The sequence below is a fragment of the Caballeronia sp. EK genome (assembly GCF_014384845.1).
Taxonomy (GTDB): Bacteria; Pseudomonadota; Gammaproteobacteria; order Burkholderiales; family Burkholderiaceae; genus Caballeronia; species Caballeronia jiangsuensis.
Genome location: NZ_JACSUE010000001.1, coordinates 399,270 through 417,990, shown reverse-complemented (window position 1 = coordinate 417,990; position 18,721 = coordinate 399,270). Strand labels below are relative to the sequence as shown.

At 64.2% G+C, this 18,721-nt stretch carries 17 protein-coding genes; 7 read left to right on the top strand and 10 right to left on the bottom strand.

Features of this window, described 5'->3' with window-relative positions; translation table 11 throughout:
• Positions 1 to 6 precede the first annotated feature (6 nt).
• Positions 7 to 948 carry a LysR substrate-binding domain-containing protein gene (locus IAG25_RS01790; protein ID WP_187603242.1) on the top strand — a complete coding sequence of 314 codons (942 nt, stop codon included), beginning with the start codon at positions 7 to 9 and terminating at the stop codon, positions 946 to 948.
• Between the two features lie 27 nt (positions 949 to 975).
• Here the strand turns inward: IAG25_RS01790 and IAG25_RS01785 are convergent, their stop codons facing one another.
• Entirely contained in the window at positions 976 to 2,007 is a 1,032-nt protein-coding gene (locus tag IAG25_RS01785; protein ID WP_187603707.1) for an NAD(P)H-quinone oxidoreductase, read from the bottom strand.
• Positions 2,008 to 2,158: 151 nt separating this feature from the next.
• Between IAG25_RS01785 and IAG25_RS01780 the strand changes: the two genes are divergently transcribed.
• The 6 genes from IAG25_RS01780 (at position 2,159) to IAG25_RS01755 (ending at position 8,009) form a co-directional block, all read left to right on the top strand.
• Positions 2,159 to 3,043 (top strand): LysR family transcriptional regulator, encoded by an 885-nt coding sequence (locus IAG25_RS01780; RefSeq protein WP_187603241.1) that lies wholly within the window; start codon positions 2,159 to 2,161, stop codon positions 3,041 to 3,043.
• Positions 3,044 to 3,153: 110 nt separating this feature from the next.
• Entirely contained in the window at positions 3,154 to 3,828 is a 675-nt protein-coding gene (locus tag IAG25_RS01775) for a histidine phosphatase family protein (protein ID WP_187603240.1), read from the top strand.
• 39 nt (positions 3,829 to 3,867) lie between these two features.
• On the top strand, positions 3,868 to 4,896 hold the full coding sequence (locus IAG25_RS01770) for a phosphotransferase (RefSeq protein ID WP_187603239.1): 1,029 nt from the start codon (positions 3,868 to 3,870) through the stop codon (positions 4,894 to 4,896).
• 53 nt (positions 4,897 to 4,949) lie between these two features.
• Positions 4,950 to 5,714, top strand: a complete 765-nt coding sequence (locus IAG25_RS01765; RefSeq protein WP_187603238.1) for an SDR family oxidoreductase — start codon at positions 4,950 to 4,952, stop codon at positions 5,712 to 5,714.
• Positions 5,715 to 5,738: 24 nt separating this feature from the next.
• Positions 5,739 to 6,989, top strand: coding sequence for an acyl-CoA dehydrogenase family protein (locus IAG25_RS01760; RefSeq protein ID WP_187603237.1), 1,251 nt, complete (start codon positions 5,739 to 5,741; stop codon positions 6,987 to 6,989).
• Between the two features lie 72 nt (positions 6,990 to 7,061).
• Positions 7,062 to 8,009 carry a LysR family transcriptional regulator gene (locus IAG25_RS01755; protein WP_187603236.1) on the top strand — a complete coding sequence of 316 codons (948 nt, stop codon included), beginning with the start codon at positions 7,062 to 7,064 and terminating at the stop codon, positions 8,007 to 8,009.
• Between the two features lie 55 nt (positions 8,010 to 8,064).
• On the opposite strand, the gene IAG25_RS01750 is transcribed toward IAG25_RS01755, so the two are convergent.
• From IAG25_RS01750 to IAG25_RS01710, 9 genes are all read right to left on the bottom strand, one after another.
• The gene (locus tag IAG25_RS01750; protein ID WP_187603235.1) at positions 8,065 to 9,750 is read right to left on the bottom strand and encodes a cation acetate symporter; all 1,686 of its coding nucleotides are present in this window, start codon (positions 9,748 to 9,750) and stop codon (positions 8,065 to 8,067) included.
• Positions 9,751 to 9,753: 3 nt separating this feature from the next.
• Positions 9,754 to 10,071 carry a DUF485 domain-containing protein gene (locus tag IAG25_RS01745; protein WP_187603234.1) on the bottom strand — a complete coding sequence of 106 codons (318 nt, stop codon included), beginning with the start codon at positions 10,069 to 10,071 and terminating at the stop codon, positions 9,754 to 9,756.
• A 143-nt stretch (positions 10,072 to 10,214) separates the two neighbouring features.
• Entirely contained in the window at positions 10,215 to 11,201 is a 987-nt protein-coding gene (locus tag IAG25_RS01740; protein ID WP_187603233.1) for an NAD(P)H-dependent flavin oxidoreductase, read from the bottom strand.
• A 20-nt stretch (positions 11,202 to 11,221) separates the two neighbouring features.
• Positions 11,222 to 12,430, bottom strand: coding sequence for a CaiB/BaiF CoA transferase family protein (locus IAG25_RS01735; protein WP_187603232.1), 1,209 nt, complete (start codon positions 12,428 to 12,430; stop codon positions 11,222 to 11,224).
• 38 nt (positions 12,431 to 12,468) lie between these two features.
• Entirely contained in the window at positions 12,469 to 13,281 is an 813-nt protein-coding gene (locus tag IAG25_RS01730; RefSeq protein ID WP_187603231.1) for an oxepin-CoA hydrolase, alternative type, read from the bottom strand.
• 4 nt (positions 13,282 to 13,285) lie between these two features.
• Positions 13,286 to 14,398 carry an acyl-CoA dehydrogenase family protein gene (locus tag IAG25_RS01725; RefSeq protein ID WP_187603230.1) on the bottom strand — a complete coding sequence of 371 codons (1,113 nt, stop codon included), beginning with the start codon at positions 14,396 to 14,398 and terminating at the stop codon, positions 13,286 to 13,288.
• Between the two features lie 10 nt (positions 14,399 to 14,408).
• Entirely contained in the window at positions 14,409 to 15,617 is a 1,209-nt protein-coding gene (locus IAG25_RS01720; RefSeq protein ID WP_187603229.1) for an acyl-CoA dehydrogenase family protein, read from the bottom strand.
• 13 nt (positions 15,618 to 15,630) lie between these two features.
• Positions 15,631 to 16,812 carry an acetyl-CoA C-acyltransferase gene (locus tag IAG25_RS01715; RefSeq protein ID WP_187603228.1) on the bottom strand — a complete coding sequence of 394 codons (1,182 nt, stop codon included), beginning with the start codon at positions 16,810 to 16,812 and terminating at the stop codon, positions 15,631 to 15,633.
• Positions 16,813 to 16,857: 45 nt separating this feature from the next.
• A complete protein-coding gene (locus tag IAG25_RS01710) occupies positions 16,858 to 18,711 on the bottom strand; it encodes a 3-hydroxyacyl-CoA dehydrogenase NAD-binding domain-containing protein (RefSeq protein ID WP_255503464.1) in 1,854 nt (617 codons plus the stop codon).
• Between the last annotated feature and the right edge of the window lie 10 nt (positions 18,712 to 18,721).

Genomic DNA, 18,721 nt, shown 5'->3' with positions numbered 1-18,721 from the left:
TTCATCATGCGTCGAAAGATCCCTTCCACCGCCGCGCTCTCCGCGTTCGAAACGGCGGCGCGCCATCAGAGCTTCACCAAGGCCGCCGACGAACTCGCGGTGACGCAAAGCGCGATATGCCGGCAAATCGCTTCGCTCGAGGACTTCCTCGGACTCAGGCTCTTTCGCCGGGACCGGCGCGGCGTCGCGCTGACGGAGGCGGGGCTGGCCTATAGCCGCAAGGTGACGGCGCTGCTCGATGAAGCCGAGCGCGACACGCTGGAGTTGATGGCCAAACGAGGCCACGGCGGCGCGCTCGAACTCGCGGTCGTGCCGACGTTCGCGACGAAGTGGCTCCTGCCCCGGTTGCCGGGCTTCGTCGACGAGCATCCGGACATCACGATCAATCTCGCTTCGCGCACACGGCCGTTTCTTTTCGCCGAAACGGATTTCGATGCGGCGATCCATCCGGGCGTCGCGCCGTGGCCGGGAACGGAGGGCGAGTGGCTCATGCAGGAGACGCTGATCGCGGTGTGCAGTCCGCATCTCATCGCGCCGCGCAAGAAGCTGACGACCGCCGACTGGCGACGCCATACGCTACTGCAACAGAGCACGCGTCCTTATGCATGGCGCGAATGGTTCGCCTCGCGCGGCATGTCGGTCGATGGCGACATGACGGGGCCGCGCTTCGAACTCTTCTCCATGCTCACGGAGGCGGCCGTTCACGGCATGGGCATCGCGCTCATTCCCCGCCTGATCATCGAAGACGAGTTGCGTCGCGGCCTGCTCGTACAGATCGCCGCACATGAAATGCCGAGCGGTCGCTCGTACTACCTCATCGTTCCCGAAAGCAAGTCCCACAATCCCGCGCTGCTCGCCTTTCGCGAATGGATCGCGCGGGAGGCGGCGCGGCATGGGGAAACGACCGGGTACAGAAAAAAGCAGACGGCAGCGAGTCGCGATGCCTGAGGCCGCCGCGCACCCGCACCGGCTTTATTAGCCGATGAGATCGGCGCCCGTCGTAAGGACGATCTTCCCGAAGTGCGTACCGGAATCGATCAGTTCGTGAGCACCGCGAGCGTCGGCAAGCGCGAAGGTCTTGTAGACGACCGGCTTGATCATGCCGCTCTCGATATGCGGCCATACGTGCCGCTCCAGTTCGCTGATGATGGTCGCCTTGTCCTCGGGTGTACGGGATCGCAATGTCGAGCCCATATGGGTCAGACGCTTCGTCATCATCGGCACGACGTTCAGATCCTTCGCCGGGCCCTTGATCACGCCCACCTGCAGGATTCGTCCGTCCATGGCAGCGGCGTCGTAGTTTCTCGCCACATAGTCGCCAGCAATGATGTCGAGGATCACGTCGACGCCTTTTCCATCGGTAGCCCGTTTCGTTGCGGCGACGAAATCTTCCTCGCGGTAATCGATCGCGACGTCGGCGCCTAACCTCAGGCTCGCCTCTCGATGCGCCTGCGAGCCGACCGTCGTGATGATTTTGGCAGCGCCGAGCGCCTTCGCCAGCATGGTCGCCGTCGTTCCGATACCCGACGCGCCGCCGTGGATCAACACCGATTCGCCGGCAAGCAGCTTGCCGCGCTGGAGGAGGTTCAGCCACACCGTCATGAACGTTTCGGGCATGGCCCCCGCTTCCACCAGCGTCAGGCCCTTGGGGATATGCATCGTGTTGCAGGCGTGCGCGACTGCATACTCCGCGTATCCGCCGCCGGGAATCAATGCACACACCAGTTCTCCGATCCGGAAGCTGGACACGTCGGAACCGACGGCTACTACTTGACCCGCCACTTCCAGCCCCGGAATGTCCGAAGCGCCGGGGGGCGGGTCATACAGCCCTTTGCGCTGGAAAACGTCCGGGCCGTTCACGGCAGCCGCGTGGATGCGGATCAGAACCTGATCGCCGGCCGGCATCGGAATCGGGCGCGTTGTCGGCACCAGAACTTCGGGACCGCCGGGCTGTTTGATTTCAATCGCCGTCATGGACGACGGCACACGATACGTTGAAGCAGACATGGATGACACTCCTTCGGAAAATGAGGCTCGATCGATCCGGGCGGATCATTGAACGAGGAACTCCTGAGTTCAGTTTAGGCCTCGACCTTGATGAATACATGCAGCAATATTCAGATTGGCAGATGCAAATTTGCATCAGGAGGGAGGCACCATGAACTGGGATGACGCGCGGGTATTTCTCGCGGTGGAGCGCGAAAAAACGCTTCGTGGAGCGGCCAGGACGCTCAATCTCGATCAGGCGACGGTCGGCAGACGGATCGCGGCGCTGGAACACGCGCTACGCGCAACGCTCTTCCTGCGCACATCCGACGGTTACGCGCTGACCGCCGCGGGCGAAGCCGCGCTGAGATCGGCGGAGAAGATGGAGCACTCCGCACACGAACTCGTCCGGCGGACTCAAGGCACGGATACGCGGCTCGCGGGCGACGTAAGAGTCACCAGCACCGATTCGATCGCGCTCGAATTCCTGCTTCCGGCTATCGAACGCCTGCACGCTGCACATCCCGAAGTGCGCGTTCTGCTGGACACGTCGACACGCATGCTGAATCTCGCAAAGCGTGAGGCGGATATCGCGGTGCGTTCAGTGAGGCCGGAGAATCCCGATCTCGTCGCGCGTCGCCTTGCGCGGTGGCCGATGGCGCTCTTCGCATCGAATGCTTATCTGGAGCAGCATGGCAAACCCGCCGCCGGCTCGGGTTTCGCGGGCCACGATCTTGTCGTCTATCAGGGGAACTGGACCAATAACCGATCACCGTCGCTTGCGGGCGAACCGAACCATGCGGGGCGCATCGTATCGACCTTCAATTCAAGCCTCATGCTGCGCACCGCGATAAAGGCCGGCATCGGCATCGGCGAGCTTCCGATACATCTCGCCGAACACGACGGCCTCGTGCAGATAGGGCCTTCATCCGCACGCGGAGCGGTTTATGAAATCTGGCTCGTCACGCACCAGGACCTTCGGCATACCGCGCGCATCGCGGCAATGATCGACGGCATCGTCTCAGCGTTCGCAGATCATCGAACACAATCGGCATGATCACGCCGCAGCATCACGCACATGAATGACGATGCATCAATAAAATAAACTTCATCAATGCCTCCAGCCTCGCTACGCTGGCCCTACCTTCTCCACGGGCAAAGATTGCGATGGCGGAACTCTACCTCGTGCGACACGGGCAAGCGTCGCTTGGCTCCGAGCACTACGACCGGCTTTCACAAAAGGGCGAGCAGCAATGCGTGTGGCTCGCCGAGCATTTCGCGCAGAACGATCTGCAGTTCGATCGCGTCGTGACAGGCACGCTACGGCGCCATGCGCAGACGCTCGATGCGATCCGTCGCACGCTGCCTGATCTGCCCGTCGAATGCGAAATTCTTCCTGAACTCGACGAGTACGATTTCCACGCGCTGTTTCGCGCGACGGGCACTGAACATCGCCACCTTGCCGAATCCGCGACCAGCGATCCGCGCGAGTTCTTCAAGGCCCTGCGCCGGGTGCTGCAACGATGGGCCGAAGGCGCGCTCGACGACCGCGTGCCCGAAACGTGGAGCGCATTCCAGCAGCGCGTCGCCGCTGCGCGTGCGGCCATCCAGCAAGGCGGCGGGCAGCGCGTCCTGGCCGTCACCTCGGGCGGCGTGATCGGAGCGTTGATGCAGCAGGCGTTGCAAGCGCCGGCATCGACGGCCATCGCGCTCAACATGCAGATCCGCAACAGCAGCGTCACTCATTGCTTTTTCAACCGCGCAACTTTTCAGTTGTCGAGCTTCAATGTCGTCGCACATCTCGACAGCCTGCAACGCCATGCGTTTCAGACCTACGGTTGAATCCCGTCCTCAAGTCCCATGAGTCAGGCAGCGAAACCTATGACCAGCGAATCGACCCAACCCGCTCTCGACGTAGACCGGCTCGTCCGTTACCTGCAGCAGCACGTGCGCGGTTTTCAGGGGCCCGTGACAGCGACGAAGTTCGCAGGCGGCCAGTCCAATCCGACGTTCCTGCTCGACACGCCCGGCGGCCGCTTCGTCCTGCGCCGTCAGCCGCCGGGGCAGTTGCTCAAGTCCGCCCATGCCATCGATCGCGAATTCCGCGTGCTGAGCGCGCTCGGCGAAACCGCTGTGCCCGTCGCGCATGCATGGCACTTGTGCGAAGACCGCGAAGTCATCGGCAGCATGTTCTATCTGATGAGCTATGAAGAAGGGCGCATATTCTGGAACCCCGCCCTGCCGGAGATCGATCGCGACGCGCGCCGCGACTATTACGAGTCGATCGTCGCGACGCTCGCGACGCTTCACGATGTCGACGTCGATGCGGTGGGTCTCTCCGGCTACGGACGTCCCGGCAACTACTTCCAGCGTCAGATCGAACTCTGGACGCGGCAATACCGCGCCGCCGAAACAGAACGAATCGCGCCGATGGAAGCGCTGATCGCGTGGCTTCCCGCACATTGCCCCGCCGATACGCAACGTCCCTCGCTCGTGCACGGCGACTTTCGAATCGACAACCTCATTTTCGCCAGCGACGCGCCTCGCGTGCGCGCCGTGCTCGATTGGGAACTGTCGACGCTCGGCAATCCGCTTGCGGACCTCGCGTATTTCTCCATGTGCCTGCGCCTGCCGTCGACGGGAGATATCACGGGACTGCGCGACCACGACCGCTCGGCGCTCGGCATCCCCGAGGAAGAGGAGATGGTTGCGCAGTACTGCGAACTGCGCGGCCTGCCCGGTATCGAGAACTGGAACTTCTATCTGGCGTTCAGCTTCTTCCGGCTCGCCTCGATTGCCCAGGGTGTCAAGTCGCGCGCCCTGCAGGGCAACGCTTCGAACGCCCGCGCGTCCGAGGTGGGCGGGATGGTCGAGCCGCTCGCCAGTCTCGCCGTGGAACTGATCGCCTGAAGCACGACGTGCATGACGCGCCATGCCATTCAACCCGAACCAAGGATACAAAATTGAGCACGAACCTCTTTGACCTCACGGGCCGGATCGCCCTCGTGACAGGCGCAAGCCGCGGCATCGGCGAAGCCATCGCGAGGCTCCTCGCCGAACAGGGCGCCCATGTGATCGTGTCGAGCCGCAAGCTCGACGACTGCGAATCGGTCGCGGCAAGCATCCGCGCGACCGGCGGCAGCGCCGAGTCACTCGCCTGCCACGTCGGCCGCATGGAAGACATCGCCGCGACGTTCGCTCATATCCGCGAACAGCATGGCCGGCTCGACATACTCATCAACAACGCGGCAACGAATCCCTATTTCGGTCACATCCTGGATACCAACCTCGCCGCCTACAACAAGACTGTCGAGGTCAACATCCGCGGGTATTTCTTCATGTCGGTCGAAGCCGGAAAGCTCATGAAGAGCCAGGGTCGCGGCGCCATTGTCAATGTCGCCTCGGTCAACGCGTTGCAGCCCGGCGACATGCAGGGGATCTACTCCATCTCGAAGGCCGCAGTGGCTCACATGACAAGGGCATTTGCCAGGGAATGCGGGCCGCTGGGCATTCGCGTCAATGCATTGCTGCCCGGTATCACGAAGACGAAATTCGCCGGCGCGCTGTTCGAAAACCGGGAGATCTACGACCGCCTCATCAACGAGATCCCGCTGCACCGTCACGGCGAGCCGCAGGAAATGGCCGGGACCGTTCTTTATCTCGTGTCCGACGCGGCCAGCTACACGAATGGCGCATGTATCGTCGTCGATGGCGGGCTGACGATCTAGTCAACAGCACAGAAGAAACTCATCATGAATTTTGCCAATAGCCCCAAAGTCGAAGATCTGCTGCGCCGCGTGCGCGGTTTCATGGACGAACATATCGTGCCGCGCCAGCGACAGTGGCTCGAAGAAGTGCACGCGGGCCAATATCCTGTCTCGTTCATGGAAGACCTCAAAGCCACGGCGAAGGCCGAAGGGCTGTGGAATCTCTTCCTCCCGCATCTCGAGGACGGCGAGCCAGGCACTCGCCTCACGAACCTCGAATACGCCCCGCTCGCCGAGCTGATGGGCCGCGTCTCGTGGGCCTCCGAAGTCTTCAACTGCAGCGCGCCCGATACCGGCAACATGGAACTGCTTCATATGTTCGCCACGCCAGCGCAGCGCAAGGCCTGGCTCGAACCGCTACTGCATGGGCAGATCCGTTCGGCGTTCGCGATGACCGAGCCTGACGTGTCCTCTTCCGACGCGACGAACATCACGACTTCCATCCGGCGCGACGGCGACGACTACGTGATCAATGGGCGCAAGTGGTTCATCACGAACGCCGCCCATCCGAACTGCAAGCTTTTCATCGTCATGGGAAAGACCGATCCGGACGCGGAAAGTCATCGGCAGCAGAGCATGATTCTCGTGCCGGCGGGCACGCCCGGCGTGAGCATCGTGCGCAACATTACGGTGATGAATCACGTTTCTCCGGAAGGTCATTGCGAGATCGTGTTCACGAATGTCCGCGTGCCGGCGTCGAATCTGCTCGGCGAAGAAGGCGGAGGTTTCGCGCTCGCTCAGGCGAGGCTCGGGCCGGGCCGTATTCACCACTGCATGCGCTCCATCGGCGCGGCCGAGCTCGCGCTCGAACTGATGATCGAGCGCGCCGTAGAACGCAAGGCGTTCGGCAAGTTCCTTCATCAGCACGGCACGGTCGGCGAATGGATTGCGAAATCGCGAATCGAAATCGATCAGGCTCGCCTGTTCGTGCTGAAGGCGGCGTGGCTCCTCGACGAAGTCGGCGCGAAAGCAGCGCGCAAGGAGATTTCCATGATCAAGGCACTGGTGCCGCAGGTTTATTCGACGGTATGCGACCGTGCGATGCAGGTCTTCGGCGCGATGGGTCTGAGCCCGGACACGCCGCTCGCCGACCACTGGACCTGGGCCCGCGCATTGCGTTACGCGGACGGCCCCGATGAGGTCCACTTGCAAGCCATTGCGCGCATGGAAATCGCGCATGGCGAGCAAAGGCTCGGCGCGACGGCAGCGTACCTGAACATTCCGCCGCGAAACTGAAGCGTCGAGAATTCTGGCGAACGCATCTCCGACGCCTCTCGCTTATGATGTCGTGCAAACGGAGACTGCAAGATGCGTTTGCCGAAGCTGGATCTGAACCTGTTCGTCGTATTCGAGTCGATCTATGAGAAGCGCAATCTGACTCGCGTGGCGGAGGCGCTATACATCACTCAGCCCGCGGTCAGCAATGCGCTTGCGCGCATGCGCAAGGCCTTCGATGATCCGCTCTTCGTGAGCACGCCATCGGGCATGGTGCCCACGCCGCTCACCGAAAACATCATCGGCCGCGTGCGCGAGGCGCTGCAACTGCTGGAGGCGAGCGCGTCCGAAGGCGACGTCTTCGTGCCGGGCACGTCCAGGCGCACGTTTCGCCTGAGCATGCCCGATCTGACGGAAGCGGTTCTGTTGCCTTTGCTCGGCGAAGTGCTTCAGCAGCAGGCTCCCAGCATGAGCATCGAGAGCTACTTCACGCCGCGCAGCGAGGTGTCCTCCGCACTCGCGACGCGCAAGATCGACTTCGCAATCGACGTGCCGCTCATCAACGACCCGCAATTGCGTCAGGCGTCGCTCGGTAGCGACCGCTATGCCTGCATGCTGCGGCATGACCATTCGTTCAGGGGCGACGCCTTGAGCATCGACGACTACCTGGCTCTCGGCCATATCCAGGTATCGAGCCGGCGTCAGGGCAGCGGTCTCGTGGATGCGGAGCTAAGGAAGCTCGGCAAGGAGCGAAGGATACAAATGCGCGTGCAGCATTACATGGTTGCGCCGCTCGTGGCCTTGCGCACCGACCTCGCGCTGAGTGCTCCCATGCAACTGCTGCAACGCCACGACGCGCGGATTCTCGAACTGCCCTTCCAGCTTCCGAGGCAGGAATGGCACCTGTACTGGCATCGCAGCAGCGAACAGGACCAGGCCAGCATCTGGCTCGGCGAAAAGATAATCGATATTCTGAGCGGCCCGGCGGCGACGCTCGATGTGCCGAAGCGCAAGCGCCGGGCCGGCAAGGCCCCGGCGTAGAACTTCGTCCTTCGGGCGAGCGTTTGTAGCGTTCGGCAAGCAACGCTCATCGCGCTCAATGCTCGGCTGCCTTCAGCGCCAGAATGCCTGTCTGCGAATAAAACTCCTGCAGCGCGAAGGCCTCGCGTTCGCGCTGCGCACGCGCGCCGCGATCCAGCATCGAGAAGAGCCAGATGCCCGCGAACGCGAGCGGCACCGAGATCAGCGCCGGATTGTCGAGCGCTACCAGCGCGTGCGCCTGATGCAGCACATCGACCCATACGGACTTCGAGAACAGCGTCAGCAGCACTGCGCAGACGAGTCCGAGACCGCCGCCCACAACCGCACCGCGTGTCGTCATGCCGCGCCAGAATATCGATGACACGAGCACCGGGAAGTTCGCGCTCGCCGCAACAGCAGCGACGAGGCCAACCAGGAAAGCCACGTTCACGTGTTCGAAGAGAATGCCGAGCCCGATCGCCACGATGCTGAGCATAAGCGTCGAGATGCGTGAGATGCGCATCTCCTGCGCTTCGCTGCCTTTGCCGCGCGCGAGCCAGCAGGCATAGAGATCATGCGATACCGTGGTCGCGCCCGAGAGCGTGAGGCCCGCGACGACCGCGAGGATCGTCGCGAAGGTGACGGCGGCGATGAAGCCGTAGAACAGATTGCCGCCCACGGCCTGCGCCAGCTTGACCGCGACCATGTTCGAGCCGCCGAGCAGATCGCGCGTGAGGTTGAAGTGTCCGTCCACCGCCGTCTTGAAGAACTCCGGATGTTGCGCGAGCAAGGTGATCGCGGAGAAGCCGATGATGAAGGTCAGCAGATAAAAGTATCCGATGAACCCGGTTGCGACGAACACGGACTTGCGTGCTTCTTTCGCATTGGGCACGGTGAAGAAGCGCATCAGGATATGCGGAAATCCCGCGGTGCCGAACATTAATGCAATGCCGAGCGAGAGCGCGTTGAGCGGGTCCTTCAGCAGCTTGCCGGGGCCCATGATGCTCGCTTCGCCCGGATGAATCTCGACGGCGCGCCGGAACATCTCCTCCGGACTGAAGCCGAACTGGGCGAGAGAGATGACGGCCATGAACGTCGCTCCGCCCAGCAGCAGGACGGCCTTGATGATCTGCACCCACGTGGTGGCCGTCATGCCGCCGAAGAACACGTAGACCACCATCAGCGCGCCGACGATGACTTCGGCCATCCAGTAGGGCAAGCCGAAGAGCAACTGGATCAGCTTGCCCGCGCCGACCATCTGCACGACCAGATAGAAGATCACGACGACGAGCGAGGTGCTGGCAGTCAGCAGGCGGATCGGTGCCTGTTCGAAGCGATACGCGACGACGTCGACGAACGTGAATTTGCCGAGATTGCGCAAGGGCTCGGCGAGCAGAAACATCACGAACGGCCAGCCCACGAGAAACCCGATCGAATAGATGAGACCGTCGAAACCGAACACGAACACCATGCCGGAAAGGCCCAGGAACGAAGCCGCGGACATGTAGTCTCCGGCGATGGCGAGCCCGTTCTGAAAGCCCGTGATGCCGCCGCCCGCGCTGTAGAAGTCCTTCGTCGTGCGCGTCCTGCGCGCGGCCCAGCGTGTGATGCCGAGCGTGACAAGCACGAACAGCAGGAACGTGCCGATCGCGACCGGATTCAGATCGACATGATCCGGCACGGGACCTTCGATGGATGAAGCATGAGCGAGCGCGGACATCGAGGCGAGCGTCGCGCCCTGAAGAAAACGACCGGGTTTCATGGGTCAGTCTCCTTGCGCGGCAGCGGAGATGAGCGCGCGCATCGACGGATCGAAAGCGCGGTTCGCACGCAGCACGTACCAGCCGGTCAGGCCCACGGCGACGAGAATGACGCCGACGCCCGCGACGATACCCATGCTCGTCGTGGCGCCCGCATACAGCGGATGCGCGAGCATGTGCGGCGCCAGCGCGACGAACAGGATGAAGCCGTAGTACGTAAGGATCATCAGCGCGGTCAGCGTGAAACTGAAGCGCCGGCGCGAGGCGACTAGCCGCCTGTATGCGGGGCTTGCCTTGGTCAGATCGATATGGATTTGCTGCATGGATGTCTCCCTCCTGTTTCAGGATGATGTTTCGAGTATCGGAACGGCCTCGATTGCAACGTATTCAGCGGCTGCCTCAGGCAGCTCTTGTTTTGAGTCGATGCCCGACGCCGGCACGGCCACGCGGCGTCGATGAACACAGGTCAGCCGATTGCCACGCGCGCCAGCGCCTGCCGCATGTCGCGCTCGAAGCGATTAACGATGTCGGCGAGCGGTTCGATGCGGTCGACGAAAGCGAGCGACTGCCCGGCGGAGAGCAAGCCCTTGGACCAGTCGCCGGTGACGTAGGCGTCGCGGCCGATCTTGCCGGCGACGAATGGCATCAGATCCTGAATGGTCACGTTCGGGTTGCGCGCCTCGATTTCCATCACGGCGGCCGTGGTCTCGTTGCGCAGCGAGCGCACGGTGTTGCGCACGGAGTGCATGCACAGCTCGGTGTCCGTGGGTCCGGCTTCCACCAGACGGCGCTTGTAGTCATCGTGCGCCCAGATCTCCTCGGCCACGGCGAAACGCGTGCCGACGACCACGCCCGACGCGCCCATCGCGAGCGCCGCGGCAAGTTGCGAACCACGGCCGATGCCGCCGCCGATGAGGTAAGGAATCTCGAGGTGGCTCTCGGCCCACGCGGCGTTCACGAACGATCCGACCATGTCGAGCCCCGGATGCCCGCCGCATTCGGCGCCGACGATGGCGACCGCATCGACACCGACCGAGGCCGCCTTGACCGCGAACCGTACCGACGGCACCTTGTGAAGCACCTTCACGCCGGCACTTTTCAGAAGCGGCATGAATTCCTCCGGATTGCGCCCGGAGGTTTCGACGCACTTCACGCCTTCATCGACGATGAGTTCGAAGACATCCCGCGTCTTCTCGCCGGGGACGAGTTTCGGCAGCATCGACACGTTGACGCCGAACGGGCCGCCTTCGCACAGGTCGCGGCAGCGGCGGATTTCGTCGCGCAACGCTTGCGGCTCGGGAAAGCTCGCCGCCGTGATGAAGCCGATGATGCCGGCGCGTGACGCGGCGGCGACATAGTCCGCATCGGCGAGCCACATGAGGCCGCCGGCGACGATCGGCAAGCGTGTGCCGAACAGTTCGGTGACGGCGTTCGAAAAAACAGGCTGAGTCATGATATGTCCTTCCCGAACGCTCATACGATGCCTTCGGATTTCAGTCGCGAGAGTCGTTCTTCGGACAGCCCGAGCAGCGACCGAAGAACGTCGTTGGTGCCTTCCCCGAGTTGCGGCGGCGCGCTGCGCACCGGCAGACGCGCACCGTCGAAGCGATACGGCGGCGCGAGCACGTGCGTTTCGCCCGCTTCGGGATGGCTGTATGTCGTCACGAGGCCGGCTTCTCCCGCGCGCTTCGACGTGAGCGCCTCGTGAAGGCCGAGCACTTCGCCGCACGGAATGCCGGCGCCTACCAAGCGCTCCAACAGCACTTGCCGCTTTTGCGTACCGATCGCACGCCTGAGTTCGGGCACGAGCATGTCGCGGTTAGCAGCACGGACGATGTTCGTGCGGAAGCGGTCGTCATCGACGAGATCCGGGCGTTCGATCACCTCGCGGCAGAAGCGCTCGTACTGGCGGTTGGTGCCCACCGCGATCACGAGTGGCCCGTCCTGCGCATCGAACACGCCGTAGGGCACGATCGACGGATGCGCATTGCCGTAGCGCGGCGGGTCGCCGTCGAGCTGCATCGATTCGAGTCCGCAGTACGAGGTGATCATCAGGCCGCAGTCGAAGAGCGCCATCTCGATGTGGCGTCCCTTGCCGGTCTTCTGACGCTCGAACAGCGCGGCGAGCACCGCTTGCGCGGAATACATCCCGGTGAACAGATCGACCGCGGCGATGCCGAACTTGAGCGGCGGCTGGTCCGCGTTGCCGTTCATCGCCATCAATCCCGCCTCGCCCTGAACGACGATGTCGTAGCCGGGACGCGCCGCTTCCGGTCCGTGGCGGTCATATCCGGCGATGGACAGATAGATGAGATCGTCGCGTCCTTCCTTGAGTTGTTCGTAACCGAGGCCGAGCTTTTCCGCGCCGCCGAACTTGAAGTTCTGCAACACGACATCGCTTTGCTGCGCGAGCTCCCGCGCAATTTGCTGGCCTTCCGCCGTTTGCAGATCGAGGCACACCGAACGCTTGTTGCGATTGACGCTGTTGAAATAGGTCGTCTCCGTCGCGCCGACGCGCAGGCCCCAGTCGCGCGTATCGTCACCGCGCGTCGGGTGCTCGACCTTGATGACTTCGGCGCCGAGATCGCCGAGCACCATCGCGCACCAGGGCCCCGCGAGCACGCGCGACAGATCGAGCACGCGCACGCCGGCGAGCGGTAAAGAAGAATGCATGTTTGACATGGCGAATTCCATACAAAATTAGGATGCCGAATCGAAACCTAATCGGACTGCGCGACCGTCGCGAGACGCAAGGCGGCGAAATCGGCGGGCCGTTTGCCGAAGAAGGCATTGATGCCTTCGGCAGCTTCGTCATCGCCGAGCGACTCGACCATGTAGCGCGCTTCGAGATCCAGTTGCGCATCGACGGAGTTCTCGCCCGCGCGACGGCACAGCGCCTTGATCCTGCCGATCGCGCGCTCGGGACCGGCGGCGAGCGTGCGGGCGATGCCGAGCGCTTCCGTGAGCGCGTCGCCCGGCTCCGCGAGGCGATTCGCCACGCCCAGCGCCTGCATGCGCTCGCCCGTCACGGGCTTGCCGGTCAGGCATAGCTCGGTCAGCAATTGCCGCGAGACGAAGTCGGACAGAAACGCGGTCGCGCCGCCGTCGGGCGAGAGTCCGACCTTCACGTACGCCACCGAGAACGACGCATTGCGCGCCGCGACCAGCAAGTCGCACGCGAGCGCGATCGACAGGCCCGCGCCGGCCGCCGCGCCTTCCACGGCCGCGATCACCGGCTTGCCGCAGTCGCGGATCGCGCGGATCATGCCGTGCAGACTTTCGATGCCTTCGCGCCGCTCGGATGGCGTCATCGCGCGCCGTTGCGCGAGGCGGTTCAGATCGCCGCCCGCGCAGAAAGTGGCGCCCACGCCCGTCAGCACGATCGCGCCGACGCTCGTATCGCGCTCTGCCTCGGCGAGCGCGGCCGGCAGCGCTTTGTACACCTCCGCCGTGAGCGCGTTACGCGCGGACGGATTGTTGAGGGACAACACCTGCACCGCGCCGTCGCGACGCGCAAGAATGGGTTCGTTCATGGCTTCAGCTCCTGCCGAGAGTGATAAAACGTTCGAGATGGTGATCTTCGTCGCCGAGTTGATGGTCGATCATCACAAGGCGCTTGGCGTAGTGCGCGAGCGGCAGCTCCCAGGTCATGCCGATGCCGCCGTGCATCTGGATGCACTCTTCGGCCACGCGCGTGCCGATGCGCCCGATCGTGTACTTCGCCGCCGACAGCGCGCGCTCGCGCTCGATGCGACTCGCGCCCAGAGCGGCGGCCGCGTTGATGACCGCCGAACGAGCCTGCTCGATCTCCAGCAACAGATCGGCCATGCGGTGTTGCAGCGCCTGAAAGCTGCCGATCGGCACGCCGAACTGCTTGCGCGTGCGCAGATAGTCGAGCGTGTATTCCTTCGCGACGTCCATCGCGCCGATCGCCTCGGCGCACAAGGCAAGCACGCCGGCGCCGATGCTGCGCTCGAGCGTCGCGAATCCCGCGTCCGGCTCGCCGAGCAACGCGTGATCGGCGATGCATACTTCCTTGAACCGCACCTCGGCGGCCCGTCCTCCATCGATCTTCGGATAGCCGCGCAGCTCGACGCCCGCCGCGTCACGGGCGACGACGAAGAGCGAGATGCCCTCTTCGGCATCGTTCGCCCCGCTCGTTCGCGCGGAGACGAGAAAGAAGTCGGCCGCTTCGCCTTGCTGTACGACGGCCTTCGTGCCCGTCAGCACCCAGCCGTTCGAACTGCGTGTCGCACGCGTCGATACGCGCGACAGTTCGTAATGCGAGCCGGCTTCGTCATGGGCGAGCGCCGCGACGGTGCGGCCCTCGACCATGCCCGCGATGAGCGCCTTGTGCGCTTCGTTGCCCGCATGAGCGAGCGCATGACCGGCCACCAGCGCGCCCAAGAAAGGCTCGACCACGAGGCCGCGCCCGAGGCTCTCGAAGACGACGGCGATATCGAAGCCATCGCCGCCGAAGCCGCCGTCGGCCTCGCTGAAGAGCGCGCCCACCACGCCCAGATCGGCCAAGCGCCGCCACATGTCCGCATTGAAACCCGCATCGCGCATCGCAAGGCCGTACTGCTCGGCAACGAAACGGTTCAGCGTATCCGCCAGCATGCGGCGGTCTTCCGTGTGCTGAAAATTCATCGCGATCCCCTTACAGTCCCAGGATCATCTTGGAGATGATGTTCTTCTGGATTTCGTTGGAGCCGCCGAAAATCGACAGCTTGCGGTTGTTGAAGTAAAGCGCGGCGGCGCTCGCGGCGCCTTCCGGTCCGACGGGCGTTTCGTCGTAGCCTTCGTGCAGCGCCTCTTCGATGAACGGCTGCGCATACGGACCCATCGCGCGCCGCATCAGCGACGAGATTTCCTGCCGGATCTCGGTGCCGCGAATCTTGAGCATCGAGCTTTCCGCGCCGGGCACGCCGCCGCCCGCCACTGCGGCGATCACGCGCAGGTTGGTCGTCTTCATGTTCTCGAGGTCGATCTCCACACGCGCCATGCGTGCCGCGAAGAGCGGATCGTCGGCGAGCGGACGGCCGCGGCGCTTCAGCTTCGACGCGATGCGCCGCAAGCGCGCCAGCGCCGCAACCGAAAACCCGACGCCCGCGATGTTCGTGCGTTCGTAAGTCAGCAGATATTTCGCGACCGTCCAGCCCCGGTTCTCTTCGCCCACGAGGTTGGCTGCGGGCACGCGCACGTCGGTGAAGAACACTTCGTTGATCTCATGCTCGCCTTCGAGCGTGATGATCGGACGCACTTCGACGCCCGGACTGTTCATATCGACGAGCAGGAAGCTGATGCCCTCCTGCTTGCGCACGTCGGTTGCCGTGCGCACGAGGCAGAAGATCATGTTCGCGTGCTGGCCGAGCGTGGTCCACGTCTTCTGGCCGTTGACGATGTAGTGCTCGCCCTGTGCATCGATGCCGCGCACCGCGCTCGTCTTCACGGACGCGAGATCGGAGCCCGAGCCCGGTTCGGAATAGCCTTGGCACCACCAGTCGGAGCCATCGAGGATGCGCGGCAGCCAGCAGGACTTCTGCGCCTCGCTGCCGTACTTGATGAGCACCGGCCCGAGCATGTTCACGCCGAAGGGCACGATGCGCGGCGCGCCCGCGAGCGCGCATTCGTTTTCGAAGATGAACTTCTGCACGGCGCTCCATCCCGGCCCGCCATACTGTTCGGGCCAGTGGTTCGCGAGCCAGCCCTGCTCGTTCAGGATGGCGTGCCACTCGGCCATGTCGGCGCGCGTGAGGCGCAGACCGCCGCGTACCTTTGCGGATAGCCGCGCCGGCAGCTTCTCCTCGAGGAAGCGCACGACGCGCGCGCGAAAGGCTTCCTCGTCGGCGTTGAATTTCAGATCCATGACGTCGTGTCTCTCAGTAGATTTCGAACAGCCCGGCGGCGCCCATGCCACCGGCAATGCACATCGTGACGACGGCGTACTTCACGCCGCGACGACGGCCTTCGATGAGCACATGTCCCGCGAGGCGTGAACCTGTCATGCCGAACGGATGACCGATGGAAATCGCGCCGCCGTCGACGTTGAGACGTTCCGATGGAATCTCGAGTCGTTGCTGGCAGTAGAGCGCCTGCGATGCGAACGCTTCGTTGAGTTCCCACAGGCCGATGTCGTCCACCGTGAGACCGTGACGCGCAAGCAGCTTCGGCACGGCGAGCACGGGGCCGATGCCCATTTCGTCGGGCTCGCAACCCGCGACCGCGAAGCCCCGGAATGCGCCGAGCGCCGTGAGGTTCGCGCGCTCGGCGGCTTTGGCTTCCATCATCACGCAGGCGGATGCGCCGTCGGACAGTTGCGACGAGTTGCCCGCCGTGACGAACTTGTCCGGGCCTTTGACGGGAACGAGACTCGCGAGCGCTTCGTAGGTCGTGCCGGGGCGGTTGCAGGTGTCTCCGGAAACGGTCACCTCGCGGTATTTGACGGCGCCCGTTGCCTTGTCGGTGACGGCCATCGTCGTCGTGACGGGCACGATCTCGTCGGCATAGCGCCCGGCGAGCTGAGCTTCCTCCGTGCGGCGCTGGCTCTGCGCCGAGAAACGATCCTGCGCTTCGCGGCTGATGCCGTAGCGACGCGCAACGATATCGCCGGTGTCGATCATCGCCATATAGACCTCGGGCTTGTGTTCGACGATCCACGGATCGAGGCCGCTCACGCCGTCCTCGCGGGTGCGCAGTCCCGAGATGCTTTCGACGCCGCCCGCGATGATCGCCGGCGCGCCATCGACGACGATGCGGCCCGCCGCCATCGCGATCGCCTGCAGGCCGGACGCGCAGAAGCGGGTGATGGTCGTGCCCGCGATCGACAGCGGCAGGCCCGCGCGGATCACGGTCTGGCGCGCGATATTGCGGCCGGTGATGCCTTCCGGATAGCCGCAGCCGAGGATCGCGTCCTCGATCATCGACGGGTCGACGCCCGAGCGCTCCACGGCGGCGCGCACCGCGAACGACGCGAGCGTGGGACCGGGCGTGATGTTGAATTCGCCGCGATGCGCCTTGGTCAGCGGCGTGCGCGCGGTAGAAACGATGACGGCTTCTCGCATGCGTAGTAATCCTAAGTCAATGAAAAAAATAAAATATCGAACGGATCAGGCGGACTGGTTGAGGCTCGCAAGCGTTTCGCCCTGTTCGACGAGCCCGACGTCCGTGAAAGCGCGCGGCGCGATGCCGGCGCGCTCACGCTCGGCGTCGATGATCGCCTCGACTTCGGGATCGGGCACGCCGCTGCGCGCGCCATCGGGATACAGGTAGTAGCCGCGTCCCGTCTTGCGATCGGCGATCTGCACGTAGCGCGCTTTCGGATCGCGCGTGGCGGCGCGGCGCTTGCGCGTGGCCCAGCCGATGTCGCCGCCCGCGAGGTCCGACACCTGAAACGGTCCCATCGGAAAACCGAACTCGCGCAGCACGCGGTCGATCTGGTAGGGCGAAGCGCCGTCTTCCATCATGTGATCGGCGGCCGCGCGATAGATCGCGAGCACACGATTGCCGATGAAGCCGTCGCACACGCCCGCGCGCACCGGCACCTTGCGCAGTTTCTTCGCCAGTTCGAATGCGGTGGCGACAACGTCGGCGCTGACCTGCGCGGGCACCACGACTTCCAGCAGCTTCATGACGTTCGCCGGCGAGAAGAAGTGCAGGCCCACGACATCCGCGGGGCGCGAAATGCTCGCGGCGATCCCATCGATGTCGAGATACGAAGTGTTGGTCGCGAGCACCGCGCCCGGCTTGCAGACGCGGTCGAGCTCGGCAAACACGGCCTCTTTGACGGCCATGTCTTCGAACACCGCTTCGATCACGAGATCGGCCGCGCCCAGCGCATCGTACGACGTGCTGCCGCTGAAGCGCGCGAGGACGGCGGCCCTGGTCTCGGGTGTCATGCGGCCCTTCGCAATCAGTGCGTCGTAGACCTTCTCCACATGCGCGCGGCCCCGCGCCAGCGCCGCGTCGTCACGCTCGATCATCGTGACCGGCAGACCCGCATCGAGCACGGCCACTGCGATGCCCGCGCCCATCGTGCCGCCGCCCACCACGCCCACGCTCGCGATCGCGCGCGGCGTGGCATCGCGCGTTTCGGGCGCTTTGAGCACCTCGCGCTCCGCGAAGAAGGCGTGGACCAGCCCCGCGCGCTGCGGGCTGTCGAGACATTGCAGGAAGAGCTTGCGTTCGTGGCGCAAGCCCTCGTCGAAGGGCGATTCGAGCGCCGCGCGCACGGCATCGACGATCCTCAGCGGCGCAAAGAGTCCGCGCGATTTCTTCGATGTTTCGGCTCGCGCCACGTCGATGGCCGCGCGGCTCGCGACATGATCGGCCAGGCCGTTCGCGTCGCGCGTCCGGCGCGCCGGTGCACGCGCGGCCAGCAATGCCCGCGTATAGGCGAGGCCTTCGGTCAGAACATCGTCGCCTTCGCCGATTCGATCGACGAGCCCGATTGCGTGAGCTTCCTTCGCGCCCAAATGACGGCCGCTCAACATCAGATCGAGTGCGGCTTTCGCGCCGAGCAGACGCGGCGCACGCTGCGTGCCACCCGCGCCGGGCAGGAGGCCGAGCGTCACTTCGGGCAGGCCCAGCTTTGCATCGGCGAGCGCGATACGGTAGTGCGCCGCGAGCGCGATTTCCAGGCCGCCGCCAAGCGCCGCGCCCTGGATCGCCGCGACGACAGGCTTGCCGCAGGCTTCGATCTGGTTGCACACATCGGGCAGCGACGGCGGCAGCGGCGCTTTGCCGAACTCGCGGATATCCGCGCCGGCAATAAAGTTGCGCCCCGCGCCGAGCAGCAATACGGCATCGACGGCGGCATTGGTTTCAGCGGCCTCGATGGCAAGTTGCAGTTCGTATCGCACGTTCGCGCCGAGCGCGTTGACGGGCGGGTTGTCGATGGTCACGACGAGGATGCGGCCGCGCAATTCCTGCGGGACGACGTCTGCAGACACTTCCGGGGTCATCGCCCTTGTC